A 20,604-nucleotide genomic window follows, 5' to 3' on the forward strand; every position below is an offset into this window, starting at 1 on the left:
ATACTGCCGAACTGACCGGCGTTTGACGAGAGCGCTCAGGGATCGAACGGCTTCTCCATCGCCATCGCGAGCCACGCGCGAGCCGTGCGCTCCGTCGGAAGCCACGAGGTCGGGTAGGCCGGCAGCTTGGGCGTCGCGACGATCGCCTGGATCGTATTGGCGTGCAGGTCGCCGACGAACCCGGACGATTCGGCCAGCGGCCGGAGCCCTTCGGCGCCGAGGCGCAGCGGGATCACGTCGTCGAAGAACATGATCGACATGTCGCGTGAACGGCCGACGATGTGCGCGGCGCTCGGCTCCGGCGCGAGTGCCCACAAGGCTCCGCCTCGCCGATTGAGATCGAACAGGCCGGTGATCGTGTTGACACGCGACTCGAGATCCTTGCCGCCGATGAACAGAAGCGCTGGAATCGCGCGCGTTGCCCTCGGCGTGAGCGCCGTGTAGTAGATCCCGCCCTTGTTCACGATGAACGCCAGCACGCGCTCGGGCTTCCACGACGCAAACTCGTAATTGAATTGGCCGCCCGCGGACATCCCCCAGAACAAGAGCGACTCGCTCGCGAGCTCCGGATGCTTGGATCGCGTCGCGAAATGGCCTAGCGCGTCGAGAAGCGCCTGCCCGCTCCCGTGCGAGACGTTTACGTAGTCCTCGATGAAATTCTGGTCGTGCGGCTTGTCGGTGAAGCGGCACGCCAGCAGCGCGAGATGCTGCCTCGAAGCGAACGCCTGCCACACCGTGTCCTCGGCCATCGCACGGCCGTCGCCGTTGGAGCCGGGAACGAGGACCATCGTGCCGCGCAGCGTCACGACGCTTGGAGGCGCCCAGAAACGAAATTCGGCTTTGTCGAAGTTCGCACCCGGCGGGATCGTATCGTCGAGCGTCGACGCGGCGAAGCCCTGCCCGCGGGCGACGCGGCCGGCGACGGAAAGGGAGACGAGACCCAGCGCCACGGCGCTGACGAGGCGAATTCGGATCATGGGGATTGTCTACGGGTCGGACGATCTGTAATTGTCTGTCGCGTTTCCGCTACGCGCCAGACCGCAACCTACCGGAGGAGATTCGCGCATGCGAAGTCTTGTCGGTTCGGTATTGTTTGCTTCGGTCGCCGGACTCGCTCCGGCGCGCTCATCCGCTCCACCGGCGGCTCGGGTCGTCGTTTTGGGCACGGGGACGCCAAACGCGGACCCCGAGCGGTCGGGCCCCGCGGTGGCCATCGTCGTCGGCGATGCCGCGTATCTCGTCGATGCGGGACCTGGGGTCGTGCGGCGTGCGGCGCAGGCAGCGCGAGACGACTCTATTCCGGCGCTGCAACCGCCGCGGCTGCGCCGCGTGTTCCTCACGCATCTTCATTCGGACCATACGGTCGGTCTTCCGGACTTGTTGCTCTCGCCGTGGGTGCTCGGACGCACCGAGCCGATCGAGGTCTTCGGCCCACGCGGTACGAGGCGAATGGTCGGCCTGCTCGAGCAGGCGTATTCGGAAGACGTGCAGATTCGACTGAATGGCGGCGAGCCGTCCAACAAGACAGGCTACGCCGCGAACGCGCACGACGTCGGCGCCGGAGTCATCTATCGCGACAGCAACGTGACGATCACGGCGTTCAAGGTCGCGCACGGGAAATGGGATTGGGCTTTCGGCTATCGCTTCGCCACGCGCGACCGCGTGATCGTCGTATCGGGCGACACGTCGCCGACGGACGCCGTCGTCGACGCGTGCAACGGATGCGACGTTCTCGTCCACGAGGTGTACTCCGCCGAGCGCTTTCGCACGCGGACGCCCGACTGGCAGCGCTATCACGCGGCCTATCACACATCCACGGACCAACTGGCGGACATCGCGACGCGAGCGCGGCCGAAGCTGTTGGTCCTGTATCACCAGCTCTATTGGGGAGACGACGACGCCGGCCTGATTCGTCAGGTCCGCGCCAAGTATCGAGGCAACGTCGTGTCGGCACAGGACCTCGGAGTGTATTGATTTTCCGGCTCTGAGGGTCGCGCTTGATCCTCGTCCCGGCGGCGGCAGATTACCGCCGATCAGTTCTCGAGCGACGCAAATTGAGGACGACGCCATGATCACCCGCCGTGAATTCGTGAAGACGACGGCCGCCGTGGGCGGCGCGTTGGGAATGTCGCCACGACTCGCGTCCGCGCTGGAGATCTTTCCCCCCGCGGAGGCGAGCGAGCGTCCGCCGATCGGTCGCGCGCCGGCGTCGCTCAACATCCTCATTCTCGGCGGCACCGGGTTCACCGGTCCGGAGCAAGTCGAATACGCGATCGCGCGCGGGCATCGCGTGACATTGTTCAACCGGGGCAAGACGCGCCCGGGTCTCTTCAAGGGAAAGGTCGCCGAAGAGCTCATCGGTGATCTCAACAGCGACACGAGCGCGCTGAAAGACAAGCAGTTCGATGTCGTGATCGACAATCCGACGACGCTTCCATTCTGGGTGAAGAACGCCGCGCAATTTCTGAAGGGAAACACCAAGCACTACATCTTCATCTCGACCACGTCCGTCTACCGCGACGAGAGCCAGATCGGGATCAACGAGGACAGTCCGACGGTGCCGATGCCCGCCGGCCTCGATCCGTATCAGCCGGACCAGCGCAACCAGGCGCAGCTGGCCGCCTCGGCGAACCCGGCGAACTACGGCGCGTTCAAGGCCCGCGCCGAAGTGGAAGTGCAGAATCAATATCCGGGCATCAACACGATCATCCGGCCGTGTCTTATCGTCGGACCACTCGACCGCACCGATCGCTTCACGTATTGGCCGGCGCGCATCGACAAGGGCGGCGAAGTGCTCGCCCCCGACAAACCCGAGGACCCCTGTCAATTCATCGACTCGCGCGACCTGGCCGAGTTCATGATACGGATGGCCGAGGCGCGCGAGTTCGGCACGTTCAACGCGATCGGACCGGAAAAACCGATGACGATCGCCGAAATGCTCTACGGGGTGAAGGCGGTCACCACCGCCGGCGCGCAGTTCACGTGGGTGCCGTGGGAGTTTCTGCGCGCTCAAGGCGTGCGCCCGTGGCGGCACATGACCGTGTGGCAGCCGCCGTACGGAGCAACCGCCGGCTACCAGCGTCGGAATGCGTCGAAAGCAATCGCGAAGGGTTTGACCTTTCGGCCACTCGCCGTGACGGCGAAGGACACCCTGGACTGGCACAAGACACGTCCCGAGAAGGAGCAACTCGCGACGCTCAACGGGGAAATCAACGGACTGTCGATGACCAGAGAGGCCGAAGTGCTCGCCGCGTGGAAGGCATCGCGCCAGGGAACCGAGTGATGGCGATTCCAGCATTCATCAGGAACCACAAGCTAGTCACGACGCTGGTTCTGGTCATCGCCGTGCCCCTCGTGGCGCTCACAATCTACACCTTTGCCGCGCTTCACTACGTGTACGCGAGCGGAGAGCGCGCGGGCTTTCTACAGAAGATCTCGAAGAAGGGATGGATCTGCAAAACGTGGGAAGGAGAAATCCAGCTGGCGGCCATCCCCGGGTCGATGCCGGAGAAATTTGAATTTACCGTTCGGTCGGATTCAATCGCCGAAGTGCTGAACAAGTTGAACGGCGAGCGTGTCGTCGTGACGTACGAGCAGCACAAGGGTCTGCCCACGTCCTGTTTCGGCGATACCGAATACTTCGTGACTCAGGCGCGCGCGGTCGGCCAGTAGCCCGACGCCGTCTCGCGGCCGCCCGCCGGTCGATCCGCGCCGTCAACGGCGCGATTTCAGAAATCGTCCGACCCAGATGAGAACGAGGGCGCCGAGGAACGCCAGAAGAATTGATCCGATGAATCCACTCGAGTAGATCCCGATCAGACCAAAAAGGAAACGCCCGACGATGCTTCCGGCGATGCCGAGGAGAAGATCCATGAGCAGGCCGTAGCCCGACCCGCGCGTGATCTGTCCGGCGAGGAACCCCGCGATGATGCCTACCAGGATGGCGACGATCATGGCGCTAATAGAACGGTTAGAGGTGGAGTCCGCTACTCGCCCTTCAACTTCGTGAGCTTCGCGTCGACGTCTTGCGGTACCAGCAGCGCGTCCGAGATGCCGGCGATTTCCTCGGCCTCCCGCCAGGCCGCTTCCAGCGCGGTCAGCTCGCCCTGCAGCGCGGCGCGCTCGGTCTCTTCGTGGAGGGCCATCTCCAGTGCGAGCCGCTGCACGGAGTCCAGCGCGAAGAGTCCGGTGTTCCAGTCGTGCTTGCGGCTGCTCTTCACGAACCGCGATTTCTTCACGTGTCCCCGAGTCCAGTCGGGAAGATCCGTCAGGCCGGCGCGCGTCACGACGCGCGACATCGATCCGATGCGCTCGATGAAACGCTCGCTGCTACCGGCCGATTCGATCTTGGAGACCGCTTCGGCCACGGTCTTCTTCGATCCGCCGAATCGATTCGCCGCCGGAATGATGCGCGACGCGACGTGCATCGCCTGCTCGCCCTCGAACCGGGCCTGGCCGTTCTTGTAGCGGAGCGTCACCGCGATCGGCGACGACTCTCCCGGCTCGATCGACGTCTCGAGCAAATGCCGGCGCCGCACGTCCATCAATTCGCCGTTCGGCCCCTTGATGCGCGCGACGATTTTTTCGGGGTTGCCGCGCACGATGCCCTTACCGGCGTTTCCGATCATCCACGCGAAACTGCCGACTCCGACGCCGACGATGGCGCCGCCGGCGATCACCGCGCCGAGCGCGCCAAGCCCCGCACCGACGATCGCGAGCTGGCGGACGCGTCGCCGGCCGAACTGATCTCCATAGCGCCACGCGGCGAACTCCGGTCGCAGCGGCTCACCGATTCGAACGATGGTCGTTCCGTCTCGCAGCTTGGCGAGCCCGATGTTGTCGGTCGCGACGCGACGCCGCGTATCGCGATAGAGGCGCTCCGCTTCCTCGATCGCCTCCCAACGCTCTTCGAGCGGCGAGAGGTTCCATCGCTCGCAATGGCGGCACACCACCCACAAACGGCCCTTCGCAGCATCGAACGCGAGGCGCCGGCCCACCGGAAACGTCTCGAACGTCTCGTTGCGGCCCAGGTCCTTCTGGCAGAAGAGACACGTCGCGTACATGGTCCGAGAAAACTATCGTGTGCACCGCATTCCGAGTTTCAAAAAGCGGGGAGGCGGCGAGCGTGTGCTCGCCGCCTCGCGTTTCGGCTGGATCCGTTACCGAACGTGCACCGGCACCGTGACGGTCGGTGGTGGGGGCGGGAATCCGGGCGGCGGCGGTGGCGAGCCCGGCGGCGGCGGCGGTGGACCGAACTTGAGCGTCATCTCGCCGGCCGCCTGCGGGGTGAACTCGAAGTCGTAGATCTGACCAGGATCCGAAATCAGCATGGCCGGACGAAACGTGGCCTGTCGCTCCGGCAACGTCGCCCCGTCGCGAGCGATCGCGCGCCATTGTACCGGCTTGTCGTCGGTGTTCAGGCTCAACACCATCGGGCCGTCGTCGGTGATGTTGATGACGCGGAATCGATAGCGCTTCCCAACCGCGAGATTCATCGGCGCGGGCTGGGCTTTTCCGTTCATCAGATAGTTCGAGAACGGTCCGACGACGACGTTCGTCGCGGGACCCGCGATGCCAAACACGAGTACGCGATCGGTCTCCGCGTCGAATTTCTGGCCCGAGTCGAGCACGATGATCGGCCCGTACAGGCCACCCGCGATCTGCGTCGCTTCGTCGAAGTGCGAGTGATACATGAATGTGCCCGCCCGCGGCGGTGTGAAGCGAATGGTTATTGAATCGCGCGGGCCGACCGACGGCAGGATATGGCCCTTGGATCCTGACCAATCGGGTACACCGTCCGGATAGCTCTCGAGCTCGATTCCATGCCAATGCACCGCCGCGCGTTCCTTCGCCTGGTTCACGATCGTCACCGCAACCGGCTGGTTTCGCTGCAACACGAGCGCCGGACCGGGGACGGGCATCGCCGATGGATCGGCGTCCTCCGGCGTCCCGCCCATTACGAACGAGAACCCGGGGTTTTTTCCATAGACGTTCGCCTTCTCGCGAATCGCCAGACGAATCGCACGCGCGTTCTTGGGCGGCGCTGCCTGCGGGCCGTGCGGCGCAACGGTGAGCCCGAGTACGAGACCGAACATCTGATGCGGTCGGTCGGACATGTGATGCGAGAGCATGGAGGCGTCCAACTCGCCCTTGTCAGCGTCGAGCGCGACGTCTTGCGAAAGATGCGAAGCGAAGTGGCAGTGGAAGATCCAGTTGCCCGGCCGCGACGGCAGCCACGCCATCGACATCGTCTGGAACGGATTGACGATGTCCGTCACGGCCATCTGTTGATCGCTCATGCGAAACAACGAGTCGACGACACCGTTGCCGTGCGACGTCACCCGGAAGTAGAAGCCATGTAGGTGCATCGGATGGTCGACTTCGGTGAGGTTGATGACGCGCCAATGCGCGGAATCGCCTTGCGTGAGCTCTATGCGCTCGGTGTGCGGCCACGAGAGCCCGTTGATGGCCATCGTTGCGCGGCCAAGTCCGGTCTTGCTCGTCGAGTCCAGCGTGAACCACCACGAGATGATGAAGACGCGGTCCGTTGTCGGCGCGTTCGGCGGATCGACGACGATCGCGCCGTTGAGTTGGAAGTCGCCGTCTGGCCGAGTCCCGAATGGCCCTACGCCGCGGCGTCCCACGTAGTAGTAGGTTCCCGGCGCCGCCGCGGTGAATGAAACGCTGGTGCGCCCGTTCACTGGTACGATCACGCTGTCGGACATGCCGCGCGTCTTGCCGAACCCGGACACTATGAGCGGTTTGGCAAGCGTGTTGTGAATCGTCGCGCGCACTTCCGTACCCACCGGCACGCGGATAAGGGGACCGGGGTTCGAGAGCGGCTTGCCCTCCTCCGCCCAAGCGGCGACTGAAATCGCTCGCCCGTTGTCGCCTTCCGGGCGCCACACTCCTTCGCGCGCCTCGAGCTTTACCGTCAACACCTTGCCGGCGAGCGCACCCGCGGCGTGGCGGTTCTCATTCGGCCGGATAGCCTCCGGCCCGCTCGATGTGGCTGACGTAACCGCCAGCGCCAACAAGGGCGTCAGATAGGACAGCGTCGTCGCTCTGAGCATGGTCGACCTCGCAACGGTGAACGGATGGGAACGACCGGCGGGGAATTGCCGAGAACGTTATGGCGGATCGGTCGAAGGTTCCAGCTTGAGTGCCGCCGTCGTGTGGGCACGGCCACGGCATGTCAGAACGAGCCCGCGAAACGAATCGTTCCACCCCCCCTCGCTGAGCGCACGGACCCTTCACCCGTGACCACGTACGTTCCGCCCCGCAGCCGACGTTCGAGTTTGGTGAATTCGGCCCGCGTCCGCACGATCGCGCAAGTCCTGATGCACGTCGCGAGCGAGTTCTGCTGCTACACGGCCCGCTCGATCGGCAGGCGAGGCATGGACGGCGACCTGCACGAGCAGCTCGGCCAACTGATCGCGTACGCGCGATCAGTTGGCGTGAAGCCGCCTTGGACCAAATAGCGTCTACTTGCCGATCAGCCGGTCCGTAAGCGCGTCGACGATGCGCTTTACGTCGGTCGTCTCGCTGTTGGTCAACACGACGATCGTCGCGTGCCGATCGGGCAAGCGGACGAACGCCGACCGCTTGCCGCCGGCAACCGCGTAAGCCGACAGCCGAGCCGCTCCAGCCCGGTTGTCGGTTTCCCATCCGGCGCTCAGGTCCACGCTGTGGGACGCGGCGCCATCGCCGGTGGTCGTGTCTCGGGCGAACGTTCGAGGAACCTCGTAGCCCAGAGCGACGCGATACAGCTCGTCGGCGTCAGACTGGACCTGCCCTTCGCGACTCATCGTCGTCTTGTGCAAGCCGACTGGCGTGGCGAACCGGCGGTTGAAACAGTTCTGGAGAGGCGTCGGGGGAGTCTGATTCGCGGCTCCGCCGCGGCCGCCGCGGCCGCGCCCACCCGAGTCGATGGGCAACTGCGCGCACATGGCGGTGAACACGCGCGCGATCTCGCCGAGCTGGAACTGCGGCACCGTCGTCGTCGGCATGTACTTCGCCTGGTCGGGAATTCCATACGAACGGTCCACGAGCACCTTGCCGTCCTCGGCGACGAGCACCGTCGCTCCGCCGGCAGACGGCTCGGCGAACGGCTTGAACAACGAGTCGAGAAACGCGACCGACACCTTCGACTCGCTCGCCGCGCGATGCATCACTTGCCGTGTGGACAGGTTGTACCGATCGCCCGGATACAGCGTGAGAAATGGCTTTCCCTTGTCGGTCGCGTCCTTGCCGCCGTATACGAAGGCCTTGTCGCGTCCGACGATCGTCGCCGTATCCCCGCGCACGACCCACGCCGTGCCTTCGTCCTCGGACATGCCAAGAAGGCTCGGGTATTTGGGCATGATCGAATCGGCGAGGTCGGGCAGCCGCTCCCGCGCCACGACGTGCTGGTCGATTCCGACGCCACGGAGAAAGGCGAAGCCTTTCTGGTAGCCCGGATAGTCCATGATGAAATTGTCATTCGACGGCGCGCCGCGAACGAGGAAATCGCCGAGGATCGACGCCCCGGCCGACGATCCGCCGACGACGCCGCCGCGCGCGAGCACATCGTGGAAACCCGCCTCGGTCTTCGTCCCGGCATACGAATCGACCAAATGGAACTGGCGGCCGCCCTCGAACCACACGCCGCCCGCCTTCTTGAGAATCGCCGCGAAGCTGTCCGAGTCGGCGAGTTTCTTGTCGTTTGTGTGCAGGACGTACACGTTCCGCGCGCCCGCTTGCCTCCAGCCTCGCGTGCCGGGTGCGTTCTGGTTGTAGACCGTGTCGCCCCCCGCCGTTGGGACGTCGATGATCAAGGCGTCGGGTCCGCCTGCGGCCTTGATGAACGCAGAGTAGATCTCCGGACCCATCGACCCGCCGCCGACCACGATGACCGTTCCGCGTTCGGGACCGACTTTGACCGCCGAGCCCTGCTGCGACGGGGATCGGTCTTGGCCCGCGAGCGCGGCGGGCAGGACGACGAGCGAGAGCGAAACCAGGCGACGCATTTGTTTCCTCGGCAATCGAGTTCGGGGTGTGAAGATACTCGGCGCACCGCTTGCCGCGACTCCGACGGTTGGCCGGGCAGCCGACGACCGTTTGATTTATCGCATGCCTCGTTACCTCGTCTACGCACAGGACCAGCTGGGCGCTCCATCGGCCAAAACAGCCCATGCGGTCATTCGATATTCGGCGCCGCATGTGGCTGCCGTCCTCGACCGTCGGAACGCCGGGCAAAAGGTTCAAGACGTCCTTGGATTCGGCGGAACCATCCCCGTGGTCGACTCGGTCGCGGACGGGGTCATCTGCGGCGCGGATGCGTTCCTCGTCGGCATCGCCGTCGCGGGGGACGGTCTACCGCACGACCTTCGGGCGATGCTCGCCCAAGCCATCGAGCATCGTCTCGATGTCTGGAACGGGCTGCACGGGTTCGTCGCCGAGGACCCGGACCTGGGGCCCCTCGCGGCGAAACTTGGCGTGCGAGTCCACGACGTTCGCAAACCGCCTGACGACCTGCCCGTCGGCGCCGGCCGTGTCCGCGAGTTGGACCAGACGATCGTGCTCGCGGTCGGAACCGACGCGAACATCGGCAAAATGACAGCGATGCTTCAGCTGCGCGACGCGCTGGCGTCGCGCGGCGTGCGGACGGCGTTCGCGCCGACCGGGCAGACCGGAATCTTCATCGAGGGCTGGGGCATCTGCGTCGACGCGGTCGTCGCCGACTTCATTGCCGGCGCCGCCGAAGCGGTCACGATTCGAGCCGCACGGGATGCCGACATCGTGATGGTCGAAGGCCAGGGCTCGATCCTGCATCCCGGCTATTCGGGCGTGTCGCTCGGGCTGCTGCACGGAAGCTTGCCGCACGCGCTGATCGCATGCCACCAGCCGAGTCGCGCGACCTTCCGCCACAACTCGTGGCTCCCGATCCCTCCCTTGTCGACCGTGATCGACCTGCACGAATCGATAGCCAATCCGCTGCGTCCGACGACGACGATCGGCGTTTCGTTGAACACGTCGGATTTGAGCGATCGCGACGCGCGCGCGGCTGTCGATCGGGCCAAAGAGGAGACCGGGCTGCCTGTCGTGGATCCGGTGCGGCAGGATCCGGCGCCGTTGGTCGAAGCCGTTCGCGAGTTCGACCGCGAACGCCGCGCGAAACTCAGGCGTGCGTCGGCTTGATCACACGCTACCTCCGACCACGCGATCTCACATCTGGTCGATCGTGTATCCCTTGGAGCGCAGCATCGCGACCACACCCTGCTCTCCCACGAGGTGACCCGCGCCGACGACCACCAGCGCGTCGTCGTTGCCCTTGATCAACGATTCGATCTTCGGAATCCACGCACGATTGCGCGCAGTGATCAGCGCGTCGAACATCGTCGGGGCTTTCGCAATGTTCGAGTTGATCAGGCTGTCGAGCATGGACGCGTCGCCGCGGCTCCAGGCGTCGCGGATGGAGCCCATCTCCTTGGCCGTCACGTCGGGGCCGTCGCTTTCGACGAGCATGCGCTCCTGATCCGCCTGCGACAGCCCGTCGAACAGGCCCATCTGAAAATCGACGCTCTCGAGGCCCAGAACCGGCTTCGACGCCTGCTTTGCGCGCGTGTTTAGTTGCATGTCCACGCCGTACTGCGCCTGGAAATTCAACTTCTGCATCGCCAGCTGCGTCATCAGCAACGACACCATCCACGGCTTGAACCCGTTGACCTGATCCAGCGAGAGGCCGTACAGGTGAAGCAGCGAGTCGACCTTCGTCGCCGATTGCGGCGAGAGCACGCCGCGGAGCGTCTTCCCATCGCTGTACCGGCCGCGCATGAGCATCTCGGGGCCGCGCGCCATTGCCGAGTCGAGGCTCGTCTCGAGCGTGAGCGATCGTGAGTGGGCGAACGCCGAATCGACTTCGGCGGGAAGCGTCGCCGCGTCGGCCGACAGAAGATGAACCGACCCGAGGATGTAGACGGTCGCGCCGTTCGGGCCGTGCACCCGGTAGAGCATGTGCTTGGACGACGTCACCGCCGGCCCGTGCGTCCCGATTGCCGTGGCCCGGACCTGCGCCTGGCTCGGCTGGACTCCCGCGACGAGGGCGCCCGTGGTCAAGGCGAGCTTGAGAGTGGTCGTCATAGTGTAGAGAGGACGATGGGTGCCGCCGGTCCGTTACCCGCCGGCAGGCCCAAATCCGTGTTGGTGCGTCAGGCGACCGTCATTTAAAGGAGACTGTTACGAATCGTTACAGTTCCCCTCCCCGCGGCCCTCATTTCGCCTTGATCTTCGCCCAGGAGTCGCGGAGCGTGACCGTCCGATTGAACACCAGCGCGCCGGGCGATGAGTCCACCGAGTCCGTGACAAAGTATCCCGTCCGCTCGAACTGGTATCGCGACCCTCCCTCGTCCTGCGCGACGCTCGGCTCGATCTTGGCGTCGCGGACGACGACGAGCGATTCACGATTCACGACGGCCATGAATTCTTCGACGTCGTCGGGGTCCGGGACGGTGAACAGTTTGTCGTACAGGCGCAGCTCGCAGTTGAGCGCGTGCGAGGCCGACACCCAGTGGATGGTGCCCTGTACTTTTCTCCCGTCGGGGGCGTCGCCGCCCTTGGTCGCGGGGTCGTACGTGCACCGCAGCTCCACGACGTTGCCGGACGCGTCCTTGATCACGTCGGTGCACGTCACGAAGTAGCCGTAGCGAAGGCGCACCTCTCGCCCCGGGGCGAGGCGGAAGAACTTCTTGGGCGGATTCTCCATGAAGTCGTCGCGCTCGACGTAGAGCTCGCGCGAGAACGGAATCTTCCGCGACCCCGTCTTCGGCACGTCGTGCGGATAGTACGACGCGTCGAGCCACTCGATCTCGCCCTCTGAGTAGTTCGTGAGCACGACCTTGAGCGGATTCACGACGCACATGACGCGCGGAACGCGCGTGTTCAGGTCGTCGCGCACCGCGGCCTCGAGCGTCGCAAGCTCGGTGCGCTGCGGCTTGCGCGTGACACCCGCCGTCTCGACGAACGTGCGCAAACCCTCGGGCGTGACGCCCCGGCGGCGCAGCCCGGAGATGGTCGGCATGCGGGGGTCGTCCCAGCCGTTCACGATGCCGTCGTTCACCAGCCGCAGCAGCTTGCGCTTGCTCATCACCGTGTACTCGAGGGACAGCCGCGAGAACTCGGTCTGCTCCGGCGGCCGCTCGAACCCGCACTCCCGCACGAGCCAGCGATAGATGTCGTTGTTGTCTTTGAACTCGAGCGAACAGAGGGAGTGCGTGATGTTCTCGATCGCGTCGGACAGCGGGTGCGCGAAGTCGTAGAGCGGATACAAGCACCACGCGTCGCCCGTTCGATAGTGGTGCGCGTGCCGGATGCGCAGCAGGATCGGATCGCGCATCAACATGTTTGGATGCGCCATGTCGATCTTGCCGCGCAGCACGTGTGCGCCGTCGGGGAAATCGCCGGCGCGCATGCGGCGCAACAGGTCGAGGTTCTCGTCGACGGAGCGATCCCGATAGCGGCTGTTCGTGCCGGGTACGGTCACCGTCCCGCGCATGGCGCGGATTTCGTCGTCCGTCTGCGAGTCGACGTACGCGCTGCCCTTCTTCACCAGCAGCTCGCCGAACTCGTACAGCTGCTCGAAGTAGTCGCTCGCGTACAGCTCCTCGTCCCACTCGAAGCCGAGCCAAGCGATGTCACGCTTGAACGCCTCGACGTACTTCATGTCCTCGCCGGCCGGATTCGTGTCGTCGAAGCGGAGGTTGCAGCGCCCGCCGAACTCGTTCCGAATGCCGAAGTTCACGCAAATCGCCTTGACGTGCCCGATGTGCGGGAACCCGTTCGGCTCGGGCGGAAATCGCGTCGCGATCTGGCGCCCGAAGCGATTGCTCGCCACGTCTTCGGCGACCATCTCGCGAATGAAATCGCGGCGTGGAGGCGCCGGAGGCTGTACGTCCGGAGACGCCGGTTCGATAGCGGAAGGCGGAGGAGTCACGGGAGTCGAGGGATGTCGGCCGGCGACACCGGCACGAACCCGTAAGATACAACCCGACGCCGCGGTCTCGGCCTTCGGCGCCGCTCGACTTACGCCTGCGGCAGCTCCATGCGGAACGAGAAGCGCGTCCCTTCCTCGACCGCGGTGTCGACGAGCAGCGAGCTGCCCATCTTCTCGAGCAGGTTGCGGCAGATGGCAAGCCCGAGCCCGGCGCTCGAGAATCGGATGCCGACGGATCCAGGGCGGAACCCGTCGAACAGCATCGCGAGGACGTTGTCGGGAATGCCGCGCCCCGTGTCCTCGATCCAGAACTCCAGGAGCGTCGGCGAGTGTTCCGTGCAACCGACCGACACGGAGCCGCGTTCGGTATAGCGCAGCGCGTTCGTCGTGAGGTTCAGGAGCACGCGACTCAACGCCGACGGATAGCCGAGCCGACCGTCGACCTGCGGGAAGGTCGTATTGAGCACGAGGTTCTTTTCTTCGGCGAGCGGCCGCACGATCGCGCACACGCCGAGGAGAACTTCGGTGATCGAGAACGGCGTGCGCTGGCCGTCGACGAGGCGATCGCCGTTGATCGCGTCCACGACGTCGGACGCCAGCGTGCTGAGACCGAGTGCGGCGCCGTAGACGAGGCCGAGCTGACGCTCTTGAACCTGCGTGACCGTTCCGCTCTGGCCGCGGCGAATCGTGTCGACCAGGAACAGAATCGAACCGAGCGGCGAGCGCATGTCGTGCGCCATCTCGACGACCGCTCGAAGCGCGTCGGGGCTCGACAGGCGCTCGGTGAATTCGTTCGCGACCGGAGGTGTCTGTTTCCCGGCAAGCTCCTCGAGCGCGGACAGCGCGCGCGCCAGTTCACGTCCGTCGATGAGCGACGTCTCGACGGCGGCGCGCTGCAGGATGCGCGCGCGAAACGCGTTGATCTGATCGCGGCTCAGCGCCGTCGCGGTGACCGGAGCGGCGCCAGCGGCATCCGCGCCGATGCGCGCCGCCAGCTCGCGCAACCGCAGCTTGAGATCGGCGATCGCGGTGTCGGCCATCGGCCCGAGCTCTTCTACGGCGGCGTCGGCGGCCGCCGCGAGCAGCCGCCGAAACGCGTGCGGATCCGGGCGGCCGGAAGATTCGGGTCGCGAAATCGCAGCCGTCATGCTTCCCTCCGCGCGGCGCGGCCGACGGAGCCGGCGGGCGTGAGAACCACTATCACGGGGGATAGGTCAAACCCTCTCGCTCAAGTCTGCGACGAGTTCATGCCGTCACGGCGGAACCCGTGCCGCTCGAGGAGCCGATACAACGTCGTCCGGTCGACATTCGCGAGCCGCGCCGCCCGCGACATGTTGCCTGCTGCGCGCGCCACCAACCTCGTCACGTATTCCTTCTCGAACGTGGCCAGCACCTGCTCCTTCGCCGCGTGGTACGCGTCGTTGTGCAGGGCCGCCATGTTCATCGTCTCCGCCGGCTGACTCCAGTCCTGATGGACCGGGATTTCCTCGGGTTGTATCTCCGAGCCGGGCTGCGCCAGAACGACGACGTGCTCGATGACATTCTGTAGTTCGCGGACGTTGCCGCGCCAGGGGCGCGACATCAAGAAGTCGAAAGCGGCATCACCGAAATGCGGCGGGTCGTCCTTGGGCGGGTGGTGGCGTGCCCAGAAACGTTCGAGGAAGTACGTCGCGAGAATGGGAATGTCCTCGACACGATCGCGTAACGGCGGAAGCGTGATCGGGAAGACGTTGAGGCGGAAGTAGAGATCCTCGCGCAGGTGCCGGCTTCGGATCGCCTCGCCCGGATCGCGATTCGTCGCCGACACGAATCGAACGTCGACGACGGCGTCTTGCTGCTCGCTGCCGACGCGACGAAGCACGCCGTCCTGCACGACGCGGAGCAGCTTCGCCTGCAGCGGAAGCGTCATCTCCGTGAGCTCGTCGAGGAAGAACGTGCCCCCGTTCGCCATCTCCAACAGGCCGACCTTTTCGCGGTCCGCGCCGGTGAACGCACCCTTTCGGTGGCCGAACATCTCCGACTCGAGAAGGTGCTCGGGGAGCGCCGCGCAGTTGAGTGGCACGAGAGGCTGGGACGCGCGGTTGCTGTGGCGGTGCACGAACTGCGCGATCATCTCTTTGCCGGTGCCACTCTCGCCGACGAGCATGACGGACGCGTTGGTCGACGCGACCTTCCGCGCCAAGTCGATGACGCGGCGGAAGGCGGCGGAGGTGCCCAGGAGCGTGAGCTTGTCGCTGTTGCCGTTTCGCCTCCGCGACTCCTGCTGCGTCGATTCGCGGTCCCGCGTGGCGAGGACGGCGTGCGCCGCCCGGCCGAGTAGCACTTGCAGGTGCGTTCCGGAGAACGGCTTGGGGAGATAGTCCCACGCGCCGTGCCGAAGCGCCTCCATGCTCGAGGCGACGCTCGGGTTGCCGGTCATGACCAGGACGATCGTACCCGGGCGAATCGTGAGGACGGATTTGAGGATCTCGAGGCCCGGAACCGGCGTCATGTAGAGATCGACCATCACGATGTCGTAGTGCGCTCGACGAACCATCTCGAGCGCCTCATCGCCCCGTCCACACGTGCTGACGTTGTAACCCTCTACTTGGAGAACGCTCGCGCACCCTTCGCGGAGCGTACGGTCGTCGTCGACGATCAGGATCCGGATGGTCCCCCGATCTTCGACGGAGATACCGGCTCCCTCCGCCAACCCTGGTTGCTCGTCCGAACTCACGATGGGCACCTCAGACTCGACAGCGGTTGGTGCCGGTGATGGATCGGACGGCAGGTAGACGTTGAACTCGCTGTACTTCGTCTTCATCAAGAAGGGCGAAGATTGTGGAGACCACGCAACAGGATTGGTGCATGAGTGAGGCGGCTCACAAAATGGCGGTGATGGATTGGCTGTCAAGCCTGAACTGAGTATCGGCGCGCATGGCGCGATGATACAGTAACATGGGTCAGGCTGTCCGAATGCACACAGCGTGCGCAGGAAGGCTCAAGCGGAGAGTGGCGGGCAGGAAACCGTAGCGTAGCGTCTACGCCACACCGAGACGCGTAACCGACCAGACTGTCGTCGGTTCCGAGTCAGGCTGCCATCTAAAACAGTTTTATACGGTTATTCGATCGTAGTTGAGCGGAGCACGGTCGACGACCGGCGTGCGCACATGATCAAGGGCTACTTCAGCCCGCCGAAGCAGCTCCGTCGGCTCGACACCGGCCGACGAGAGGTCGGAAATGGCGCAGTAGCCGGCGCTCAACGACGCGACGGCGCGACCCGCACCCATGCTGCCGTTCCGCTCCAACGCGCTCGAGAGGCGATTCACCAGCTTCTCGGCGCCGCCCGCGTCGGTATCCGGCGCGAGGATGGCGAGTCTCGACGAACCAAGATACCCCAGCACATCCGACCGCCGGCTCTCCTCGCGGCAGACGTCGAGGATCTGCAGCAAGGAATCATGGCCGATGATCTCGCGTGTGATCTCCTCGCTCGCGTATTCGCCGCTCGACCACACGCGGACCTCGCCGGCGGGATTCGGCTTGACCGCGACACACGCGAGCGCCTCGTGCTGGCGAATGGCTCGCGCCCCCAAGTGCCTCGCCCAAAGCTCGAGGCCGTGGCTGCTGTACAGCCCGGTCGCGCTGTCGAGAAGCCCGCCGCCGCGCGCGTCGCGCACGGTGTCGGCCGCTCGGACGAACGTGCCGAGCTTCAGCATGAGCGTTTCAACGTCGAACGGTTGGCTGCAGTACTCCCACGCTCCCGCGGCGAACGCGGCGGCACCGGCGCGGTGAGCCCCCGCCACCGCGCTGGTGATGACGATCGGAGTCGAGTGATCGAAGAGCGGATCATCGCGAAGCGCCCGACACACTTCGATCCCACCCATGTCGGTCGTCGCAGCGTCGAGAAAAATCGCGTCGAGCGGTGTGCGTCGCGCCAACTCGAGCGCTCGGCGTCCCCGCTCGACCCGCACGACGCTATAGCCGTTCAACTCGAGAACGCTCTCGAGCGACCGACCCGCCCACTCGCCGTCAGTGGCGATCAACACCAGGCGTGCGCGCTTTCGTGACTCGACCATTTGGGTTTTTGAACGTTCGGAGTCTGACCAGCCATTCGGATGCGGCACCTGCATCATTTCGTTACAGTGCTGCGCGTGATCCGGCGTCCTGCGAGCGACAGAAATGCTGAAGCCGCTAGCGAGCGTCACCGCCAAAACGGACGCGCGTCGAGCGCGTTCCGCCAGCAGTACGTGTTCATTCCGAGTCGTTCCATCTCACACGCAGCCATATCAACGACCGCGCGGAAAGCATCTTCCGTTCCGGCACCCAATGGCCGGGGTTGTCTGTTAAGCGGTTTATTACTAACAGGTTGGCATACGGTCGGCAAGTTGACGAGAACGGCGTCGACACGCTGAGTGTCGCGGCCACGCGTCAGTTGTGTCGATTGCGGGCGCCAAGTAACTGGTGCTCGGCCACTAGGGCGTGAGCGAGAACTGGAGACCAAAACTGCGGATCGACGGCAGTTGTCCGAGCTCCACCCCCTGGAAACTCGAGGTACTCAGCGCGGTTTCCGGATCGATGTTCGGCGCCTTGCTCCACATCGCCAGATTCCGGCCGATCAGCGAGACTCTGACGCTCTGCGCGGCGAAGGGCGTGAGCCCTCTGAGCGGCCAGGAGAAGCTGATCCTGAGATCGCGGAGCTTCATGAAGCTGGCGTCATAGATCCATGCCTCTTGAATCGGCAGCAACGCGGTGTAGTACGCCTGGGTTGTAGCGCGAACCGTGTTCGCCTTGCCCGTCGCCGCGTCCACACCGGCGAATGCCTGACCGCTGTCAGGTCGCGACGCCGTTTCCGCGAAGCTTCCCGACGTCATCCCCAGCAGGTTGGTGGTGCTGTAGATGCTGCCGCCCATCCGCGCATCGACGAGCGCCGAAACATCGACATGGCCAAGGTGAAAGTTCGTCGAGACACTGCCTGACCAAGCCGGCGCCATCGTGCCGAGCACGCGCTGCTGTCCATCCGAGACCGGAACGCCGTTTTGGAGCAGCAGATTCCCCGACCCGTCGCGCTTGAACCCGCTGCCGACGAGTGCGCCGAGCGGCGACCCCTTTCGAGCCTCAACGCTGAGACCGTACACCGGCGGGCCAAGCGGCACGGCGGCAACGCCGCCGCTCACATCGTCGAGGTTGTTCGAGTTCTTCGCGAGCCTCCCATCGATCGACCACTCCGTGCCCTTCGACGTTCGAAGTGGAACGACCGTGGCTTGCAACTCCACGCCCTTGTTCGAGAGCGTGCCGACATTGCTCGCCACGACCGAGTGGGCGCCGCTCGTCACACCGAGGATCACGCCGCCGGTCTGCTCGTCGTACAGCGTCAGATCGAGACTGAGCCGGTTGCGAAGAAACGAGACCGACCCACCCAGCTCGAGCGACGTCGTCATCTCGGGACTGAGGCTCGGACTCGCCGAGATGGTCGCCGCCGAATCGGTGGACGGAATGAAAATGTTCGTCAACAGAAGCGGCGGCACCGCGCCGCCGACCCGCGAAAGTCCGCCATGCACGACGGCGGAGCTGAGCTTGTCGCTCGCGACTCCAGCCGCGCGCGCCAGGTCGATTCGTCCCGAGATAGACGGGTAGAAGGCGGAGTTGCTGCCGGAAGCGAGCACCGAATACCACTCGTTGCGCGCGGTGCCCATGAGCGACGCGTAATCGTTGATCGCCCACTCACCGATCGCGAACAGCGACTCGGTCGTGTTGTCATTGGAGAGCTTCGTCGCCGGCGAGGGCAGCGTTCTTCCGGTGTCCGGTTGCTGATCCGACCCCGCGGTCGTGACGCTGAAATTGTTCGCGCGGTGCGAATAGCCGCCGGTGATTCTGAGACGGCCGGCATGCGACGCGTTATCCCCGTGAGGCGCCGCGACGTCGCCCGACAACAACACCTCGGCGTTCGTCTCGGAGGCAACGATCGTCTGTCGCTGAAAACCGCCGGCGGAGAAATCACCGCGCCCCGTCGCGGTCGGGAATCCGCCCATCCAAAACGGAGCGATGTCGAAGTCGCGCGATTGGTTGGAGTGGTCGGTTCCGACGCGCGCGATGGCGCTCACGTGCGGGGTGAACGCGTAGTCGACCGAACCGCCGCCGATCCAGCGCGTTCGGTCATCGCGATTGGTGTTGTCTTGCAGCGCGAAGTACGGGTTGTTGAATTCGTTGTAGTTCCACGAGATCTCGCGCGGGTCGACTTGGATCGTGTGCGTGTGATCCATCAGCGCCGGCAAATCGACCTGTCGTCCGGTTCTCACCAGGTCGCCGATCGTGTTCGACGGATCGTATCCGGTACCCGGCCGGTTCCGCGCCACATCGTTGTTCACTTGGACGTGGGCACCGACTGTGAGCGACGAAGAGAGGTCGGCCTCACCGCGCACCGCCGCGCCCTGTCGGGTCAACGAACTGGTCGGGACGAAGCCGTTCGAGCTCCGCCGGTCGATCGAGACGCGAAAGTTCTCGGTCGCCCCCGCCTGCTGCACTGACGCGGTGGTCGTCAACGTCGTGCCGCCGCCGAAGAAATCCGCGACGTTGTTCGGTCGCGGTAGCCACGGTCGAACGTCGCCGAGCTTCGGCGTCGTATAACTCGCCTGCGGAAGTGCCTGTCCCAAAAGGGGCGGGCCCCAGTTCTGCGCCACGCCGTCGTTCGTTCCGCCGCCGGCCCCGTCGAAGAAAGAGAACTGGCCGTTGAGTCCTTGGCCGTATGCGTTCTGGAATGTCGGAAGCCGAAGCACAGACTCGCTGGACGCGTTCTGGCTCGCCGAGACTTCGAATCCCGACAGTCCGCGTCCGCCGCGCGTCGTGACGAGGATGACCCCGTTCGCAGCCCGCCCTCCCCAGATCGCCGCCGCTGGACCGCGCAGCACCTGGACCGATGCGATTTCCGCGGGCTCGATGCCCTGGATCGGCGACCCGTAGTCGAACCCGCCGGTGCCGAATGCCTGTCCCGGCACGACGAAGCTCGTGTTCTCGAGCGGCACTCCGTCGAGCACGAACAGCGGCTGTGTGTTTCCGAGAATGGTGCGATAGCCGCGAAGGATCGCGACGGCTGAACCACCGGTCGCCGACGCACTGGTCACGTCGAGACCGACCACTCGCCCGGCGAGCGCGCTGACGAAGTCGGTGGGTCCGGCCAGCTCGTCGAAGGCGGTACTGTCGACCGTGGGCCGCACCGGTTCGATCGTCGCCCGCTGACCCGGCGCCGGTCCGCTGGCCTCGGCCGTTTGAACGGTGGCACCGCGCGAATCACCGACGGGGAACAGCTCGAAGTCGTGAGTCAGGGTCCCGCCGGTGAGCGCGATTCCGACGCTGGCGGGATTGTATCGAACGTGTCGCGCCTCGAGCGTCACCGTCTGCCCTCGGACGCTCGACGAGCGCACGATGAACGTGAAGCGGCCCTCGGCGTTCGTCGTCGTACCGATTCCCAATTCGCGGATCCGCACCGACGCTCCCTGCACGGGCAACCCGCCGGCCGACACGTGGCCGGTGATCGACTCCGGCTCCTGCGCGCGAGCCGTGGTCGCGAAGCCGTGCGCCGCCGACGCGAACGCCACCACCAGGGCAAGGGAACGCCAACCGCCGATGAGCCTCATGAGATCTCTAAGTGGTCTGGAGGA

The 20,604-nt window shown here is 65.2% G+C and carries 16 protein-coding genes; 5 read left to right on the forward strand and 11 right to left on the reverse strand.

Annotated features, from left to right (window positions below):
- Nucleotides 1-35: 35 nt before the first annotated feature.
- Nucleotides 36-977, reverse strand: a complete 942-nt coding sequence (locus VGQ44_18735; GenBank protein ID HEV8448878.1) for a hypothetical protein — start codon at nucleotides 975-977, stop codon at nucleotides 36-38.
- 88 nt (nucleotides 978-1,065) lie between these two features.
- Here VGQ44_18735 and VGQ44_18740 point away from each other — a divergent pair, with 88 nt between their 5' ends.
- The 3 genes from VGQ44_18740 to VGQ44_18750 all read left to right on the forward strand — a co-directional run bounded on the left by VGQ44_18740 (nucleotide 1,066) and on the right by VGQ44_18750 (nucleotide 3,672).
- Nucleotides 1,066-1,974, forward strand: coding sequence for an MBL fold metallo-hydrolase (locus VGQ44_18740; GenBank protein HEV8448879.1), 909 nt, complete (start codon nucleotides 1,066-1,068; stop codon nucleotides 1,972-1,974).
- A 94-nt stretch (nucleotides 1,975-2,068) separates the two neighbouring features.
- Nucleotides 2,069-3,283 carry an NAD-dependent epimerase/dehydratase family protein gene (locus VGQ44_18745; protein ID HEV8448880.1) on the forward strand — a complete coding sequence of 405 codons (1,215 nt, stop codon included), beginning with the start codon at nucleotides 2,069-2,071 and terminating at the stop codon, nucleotides 3,281-3,283.
- Nucleotides 3,283-3,672 (forward strand): hypothetical protein, encoded by a 390-nt coding sequence (locus tag VGQ44_18750; protein HEV8448881.1) that lies wholly within the window; start codon nucleotides 3,283-3,285, stop codon nucleotides 3,670-3,672. The genes VGQ44_18745 and VGQ44_18750 overlap by 1 nt, the downstream gene beginning before the upstream one ends.
- Nucleotides 3,673-3,714: 42 nt before the next feature.
- Here VGQ44_18750 and VGQ44_18755 read toward each other — a convergent pair whose 3' ends face one another.
- From VGQ44_18755 to VGQ44_18765, 3 genes are all read right to left on the reverse strand, one after another.
- Nucleotides 3,715-3,954 (reverse strand): GlsB/YeaQ/YmgE family stress response membrane protein, encoded by a 240-nt coding sequence (locus VGQ44_18755; protein ID HEV8448882.1) that lies wholly within the window; start codon nucleotides 3,952-3,954, stop codon nucleotides 3,715-3,717.
- A gap of 32 nt (nucleotides 3,955-3,986) precedes the next feature.
- Entirely contained in the window at nucleotides 3,987-5,063 is a 1,077-nt protein-coding gene (locus tag VGQ44_18760) for a hypothetical protein (GenBank protein HEV8448883.1), read from the reverse strand.
- A gap of 96 nt (nucleotides 5,064-5,159) precedes the next feature.
- The gene (locus tag VGQ44_18765) at nucleotides 5,160-7,073 is read right to left on the reverse strand and encodes a multicopper oxidase domain-containing protein (GenBank protein ID HEV8448884.1); all 1,914 of its coding nucleotides are present in this window, start codon (nucleotides 7,071-7,073) and stop codon (nucleotides 5,160-5,162) included.
- A 228-nt stretch (nucleotides 7,074-7,301) separates the two neighbouring features.
- Between VGQ44_18765 and VGQ44_18770 the strand changes: the two genes are divergently transcribed.
- Entirely contained in the window at nucleotides 7,302-7,481 is a 180-nt protein-coding gene (locus VGQ44_18770) for a hypothetical protein (protein HEV8448885.1), read from the forward strand.
- A gap of 3 nt (nucleotides 7,482-7,484) precedes the next feature.
- On the opposite strand, the gene VGQ44_18775 is transcribed toward VGQ44_18770, so the two are convergent.
- Complete coding sequence (locus VGQ44_18775) at nucleotides 7,485-9,008, reverse strand: Type 1 glutamine amidotransferase-like domain-containing protein (GenBank protein ID HEV8448886.1); 1,524 nt, start codon at nucleotides 9,006-9,008, stop codon at nucleotides 7,485-7,487.
- Nucleotides 9,009-9,111: 103 nt separating this feature from the next.
- Here VGQ44_18775 and VGQ44_18780 point away from each other — a divergent pair, with 103 nt between their 5' ends.
- Entirely contained in the window at nucleotides 9,112-10,179 is a 1,068-nt protein-coding gene (locus VGQ44_18780) for a DUF1611 domain-containing protein (protein ID HEV8448887.1), read from the forward strand.
- 27 nt (nucleotides 10,180-10,206) lie between these two features.
- On the opposite strand, the gene VGQ44_18785 is transcribed toward VGQ44_18780, so the two are convergent.
- The 6 genes from VGQ44_18785 to VGQ44_18810 form a co-directional block, all read right to left on the reverse strand.
- Nucleotides 10,207-11,121 (reverse strand): TraB/GumN family protein, encoded by a 915-nt coding sequence (locus VGQ44_18785; GenBank protein ID HEV8448888.1) that lies wholly within the window; start codon nucleotides 11,119-11,121, stop codon nucleotides 10,207-10,209.
- A 130-nt stretch (nucleotides 11,122-11,251) separates the two neighbouring features.
- On the reverse strand, nucleotides 11,252-12,970 hold the full coding sequence (locus VGQ44_18790) for a glutamine--tRNA ligase/YqeY domain fusion protein (GenBank protein ID HEV8448889.1): 1,719 nt from the start codon (nucleotides 12,968-12,970) through the stop codon (nucleotides 11,252-11,254).
- 89 nt (nucleotides 12,971-13,059) lie between these two features.
- A complete protein-coding gene (locus VGQ44_18795) occupies nucleotides 13,060-14,118 on the reverse strand; it encodes a HAMP domain-containing sensor histidine kinase (protein ID HEV8448890.1) in 1,059 nt (352 codons plus the stop codon).
- 80 nt (nucleotides 14,119-14,198) lie between these two features.
- Nucleotides 14,199-15,773 carry a sigma-54 dependent transcriptional regulator gene (locus VGQ44_18800; GenBank protein HEV8448891.1) on the reverse strand — a complete coding sequence of 525 codons (1,575 nt, stop codon included), beginning with the start codon at nucleotides 15,771-15,773 and terminating at the stop codon, nucleotides 14,199-14,201.
- A gap of 289 nt (nucleotides 15,774-16,062) precedes the next feature.
- A complete protein-coding gene (locus VGQ44_18805; GenBank protein ID HEV8448892.1) occupies nucleotides 16,063-16,995 on the reverse strand; it encodes a response regulator in 933 nt (310 codons plus the stop codon).
- A 426-nt stretch (nucleotides 16,996-17,421) separates the two neighbouring features.
- Nucleotides 17,422-20,580, reverse strand: coding sequence for a TonB-dependent receptor plug domain-containing protein (locus VGQ44_18810; GenBank protein ID HEV8448893.1), 3,159 nt, complete (start codon nucleotides 20,578-20,580; stop codon nucleotides 17,422-17,424).
- Nucleotides 20,581-20,604: the final 24 nt, after the last annotated feature.

The sequence above is a fragment of the Gemmatimonadaceae bacterium genome (genome assembly GCA_036003045.1).
Classification (GTDB): domain Bacteria; phylum Gemmatimonadota; class Gemmatimonadetes; order Gemmatimonadales; family Gemmatimonadaceae; genus JAQBQB01.

Bases quoted from the DNA above. Each gene is read 5' to 3' on its own strand.
- VGQ44_18755 (HEV8448882.1), bottom strand. From the start codon at position 3,954: ATGATCGTCGCCATCCTGGTAGGCATCATCGCGGGGTTCCTCGCCGGA.
- VGQ44_18745 (HEV8448880.1), top strand. From the start codon at position 2,069: ATGATCACCCGCCGTGAATTCGTGAAGACGACGGCCGCCGTGGGCGGC.
- VGQ44_18750 (HEV8448881.1), top strand. From the start codon at position 3,283: ATGGCGATTCCAGCATTCATCAGGAACCACAAGCTAGTCACGACGCTG.
- VGQ44_18765 (HEV8448884.1), bottom strand. From the start codon at position 7,073: ATGCTCAGAGCGACGACGCTGTCCTATCTGACGCCCTTGTTGGCGCTG.
- VGQ44_18760 (HEV8448883.1), bottom strand. From the start codon at position 5,063: ATGTACGCGACGTGTCTCTTCTGCCAGAAGGACCTGGGCCGCAACGAG.
- VGQ44_18800 (HEV8448891.1), bottom strand. From the start codon at position 15,773: ATGAAGACGAAGTACAGCGAGTTCAACGTCTACCTGCCGTCCGATCCA.
- VGQ44_18735 (HEV8448878.1), bottom strand. From the start codon at position 977: ATGATCCGAATTCGCCTCGTCAGCGCCGTGGCGCTGGGTCTCGTCTCC.
- VGQ44_18795 (HEV8448890.1), bottom strand. From the start codon at position 14,118: ATGACGGCTGCGATTTCGCGACCCGAATCTTCCGGCCGCCCGGATCCG.
- VGQ44_18775 (HEV8448886.1), bottom strand. From the start codon at position 9,008: ATGCGTCGCCTGGTTTCGCTCTCGCTCGTCGTCCTGCCCGCCGCGCTC.
- VGQ44_18785 (HEV8448888.1), bottom strand. From the start codon at position 11,121: ATGACGACCACTCTCAAGCTCGCCTTGACCACGGGCGCCCTCGTCGCG.
- VGQ44_18810 (HEV8448893.1), bottom strand. From the start codon at position 20,580: ATGAGGCTCATCGGCGGTTGGCGTTCCCTTGCCCTGGTGGTGGCGTTC.
- VGQ44_18780 (HEV8448887.1), top strand. From the start codon at position 9,112: ATGCCTCGTTACCTCGTCTACGCACAGGACCAGCTGGGCGCTCCATCG.
- VGQ44_18740 (HEV8448879.1), top strand. From the start codon at position 1,066: ATGCGAAGTCTTGTCGGTTCGGTATTGTTTGCTTCGGTCGCCGGACTC.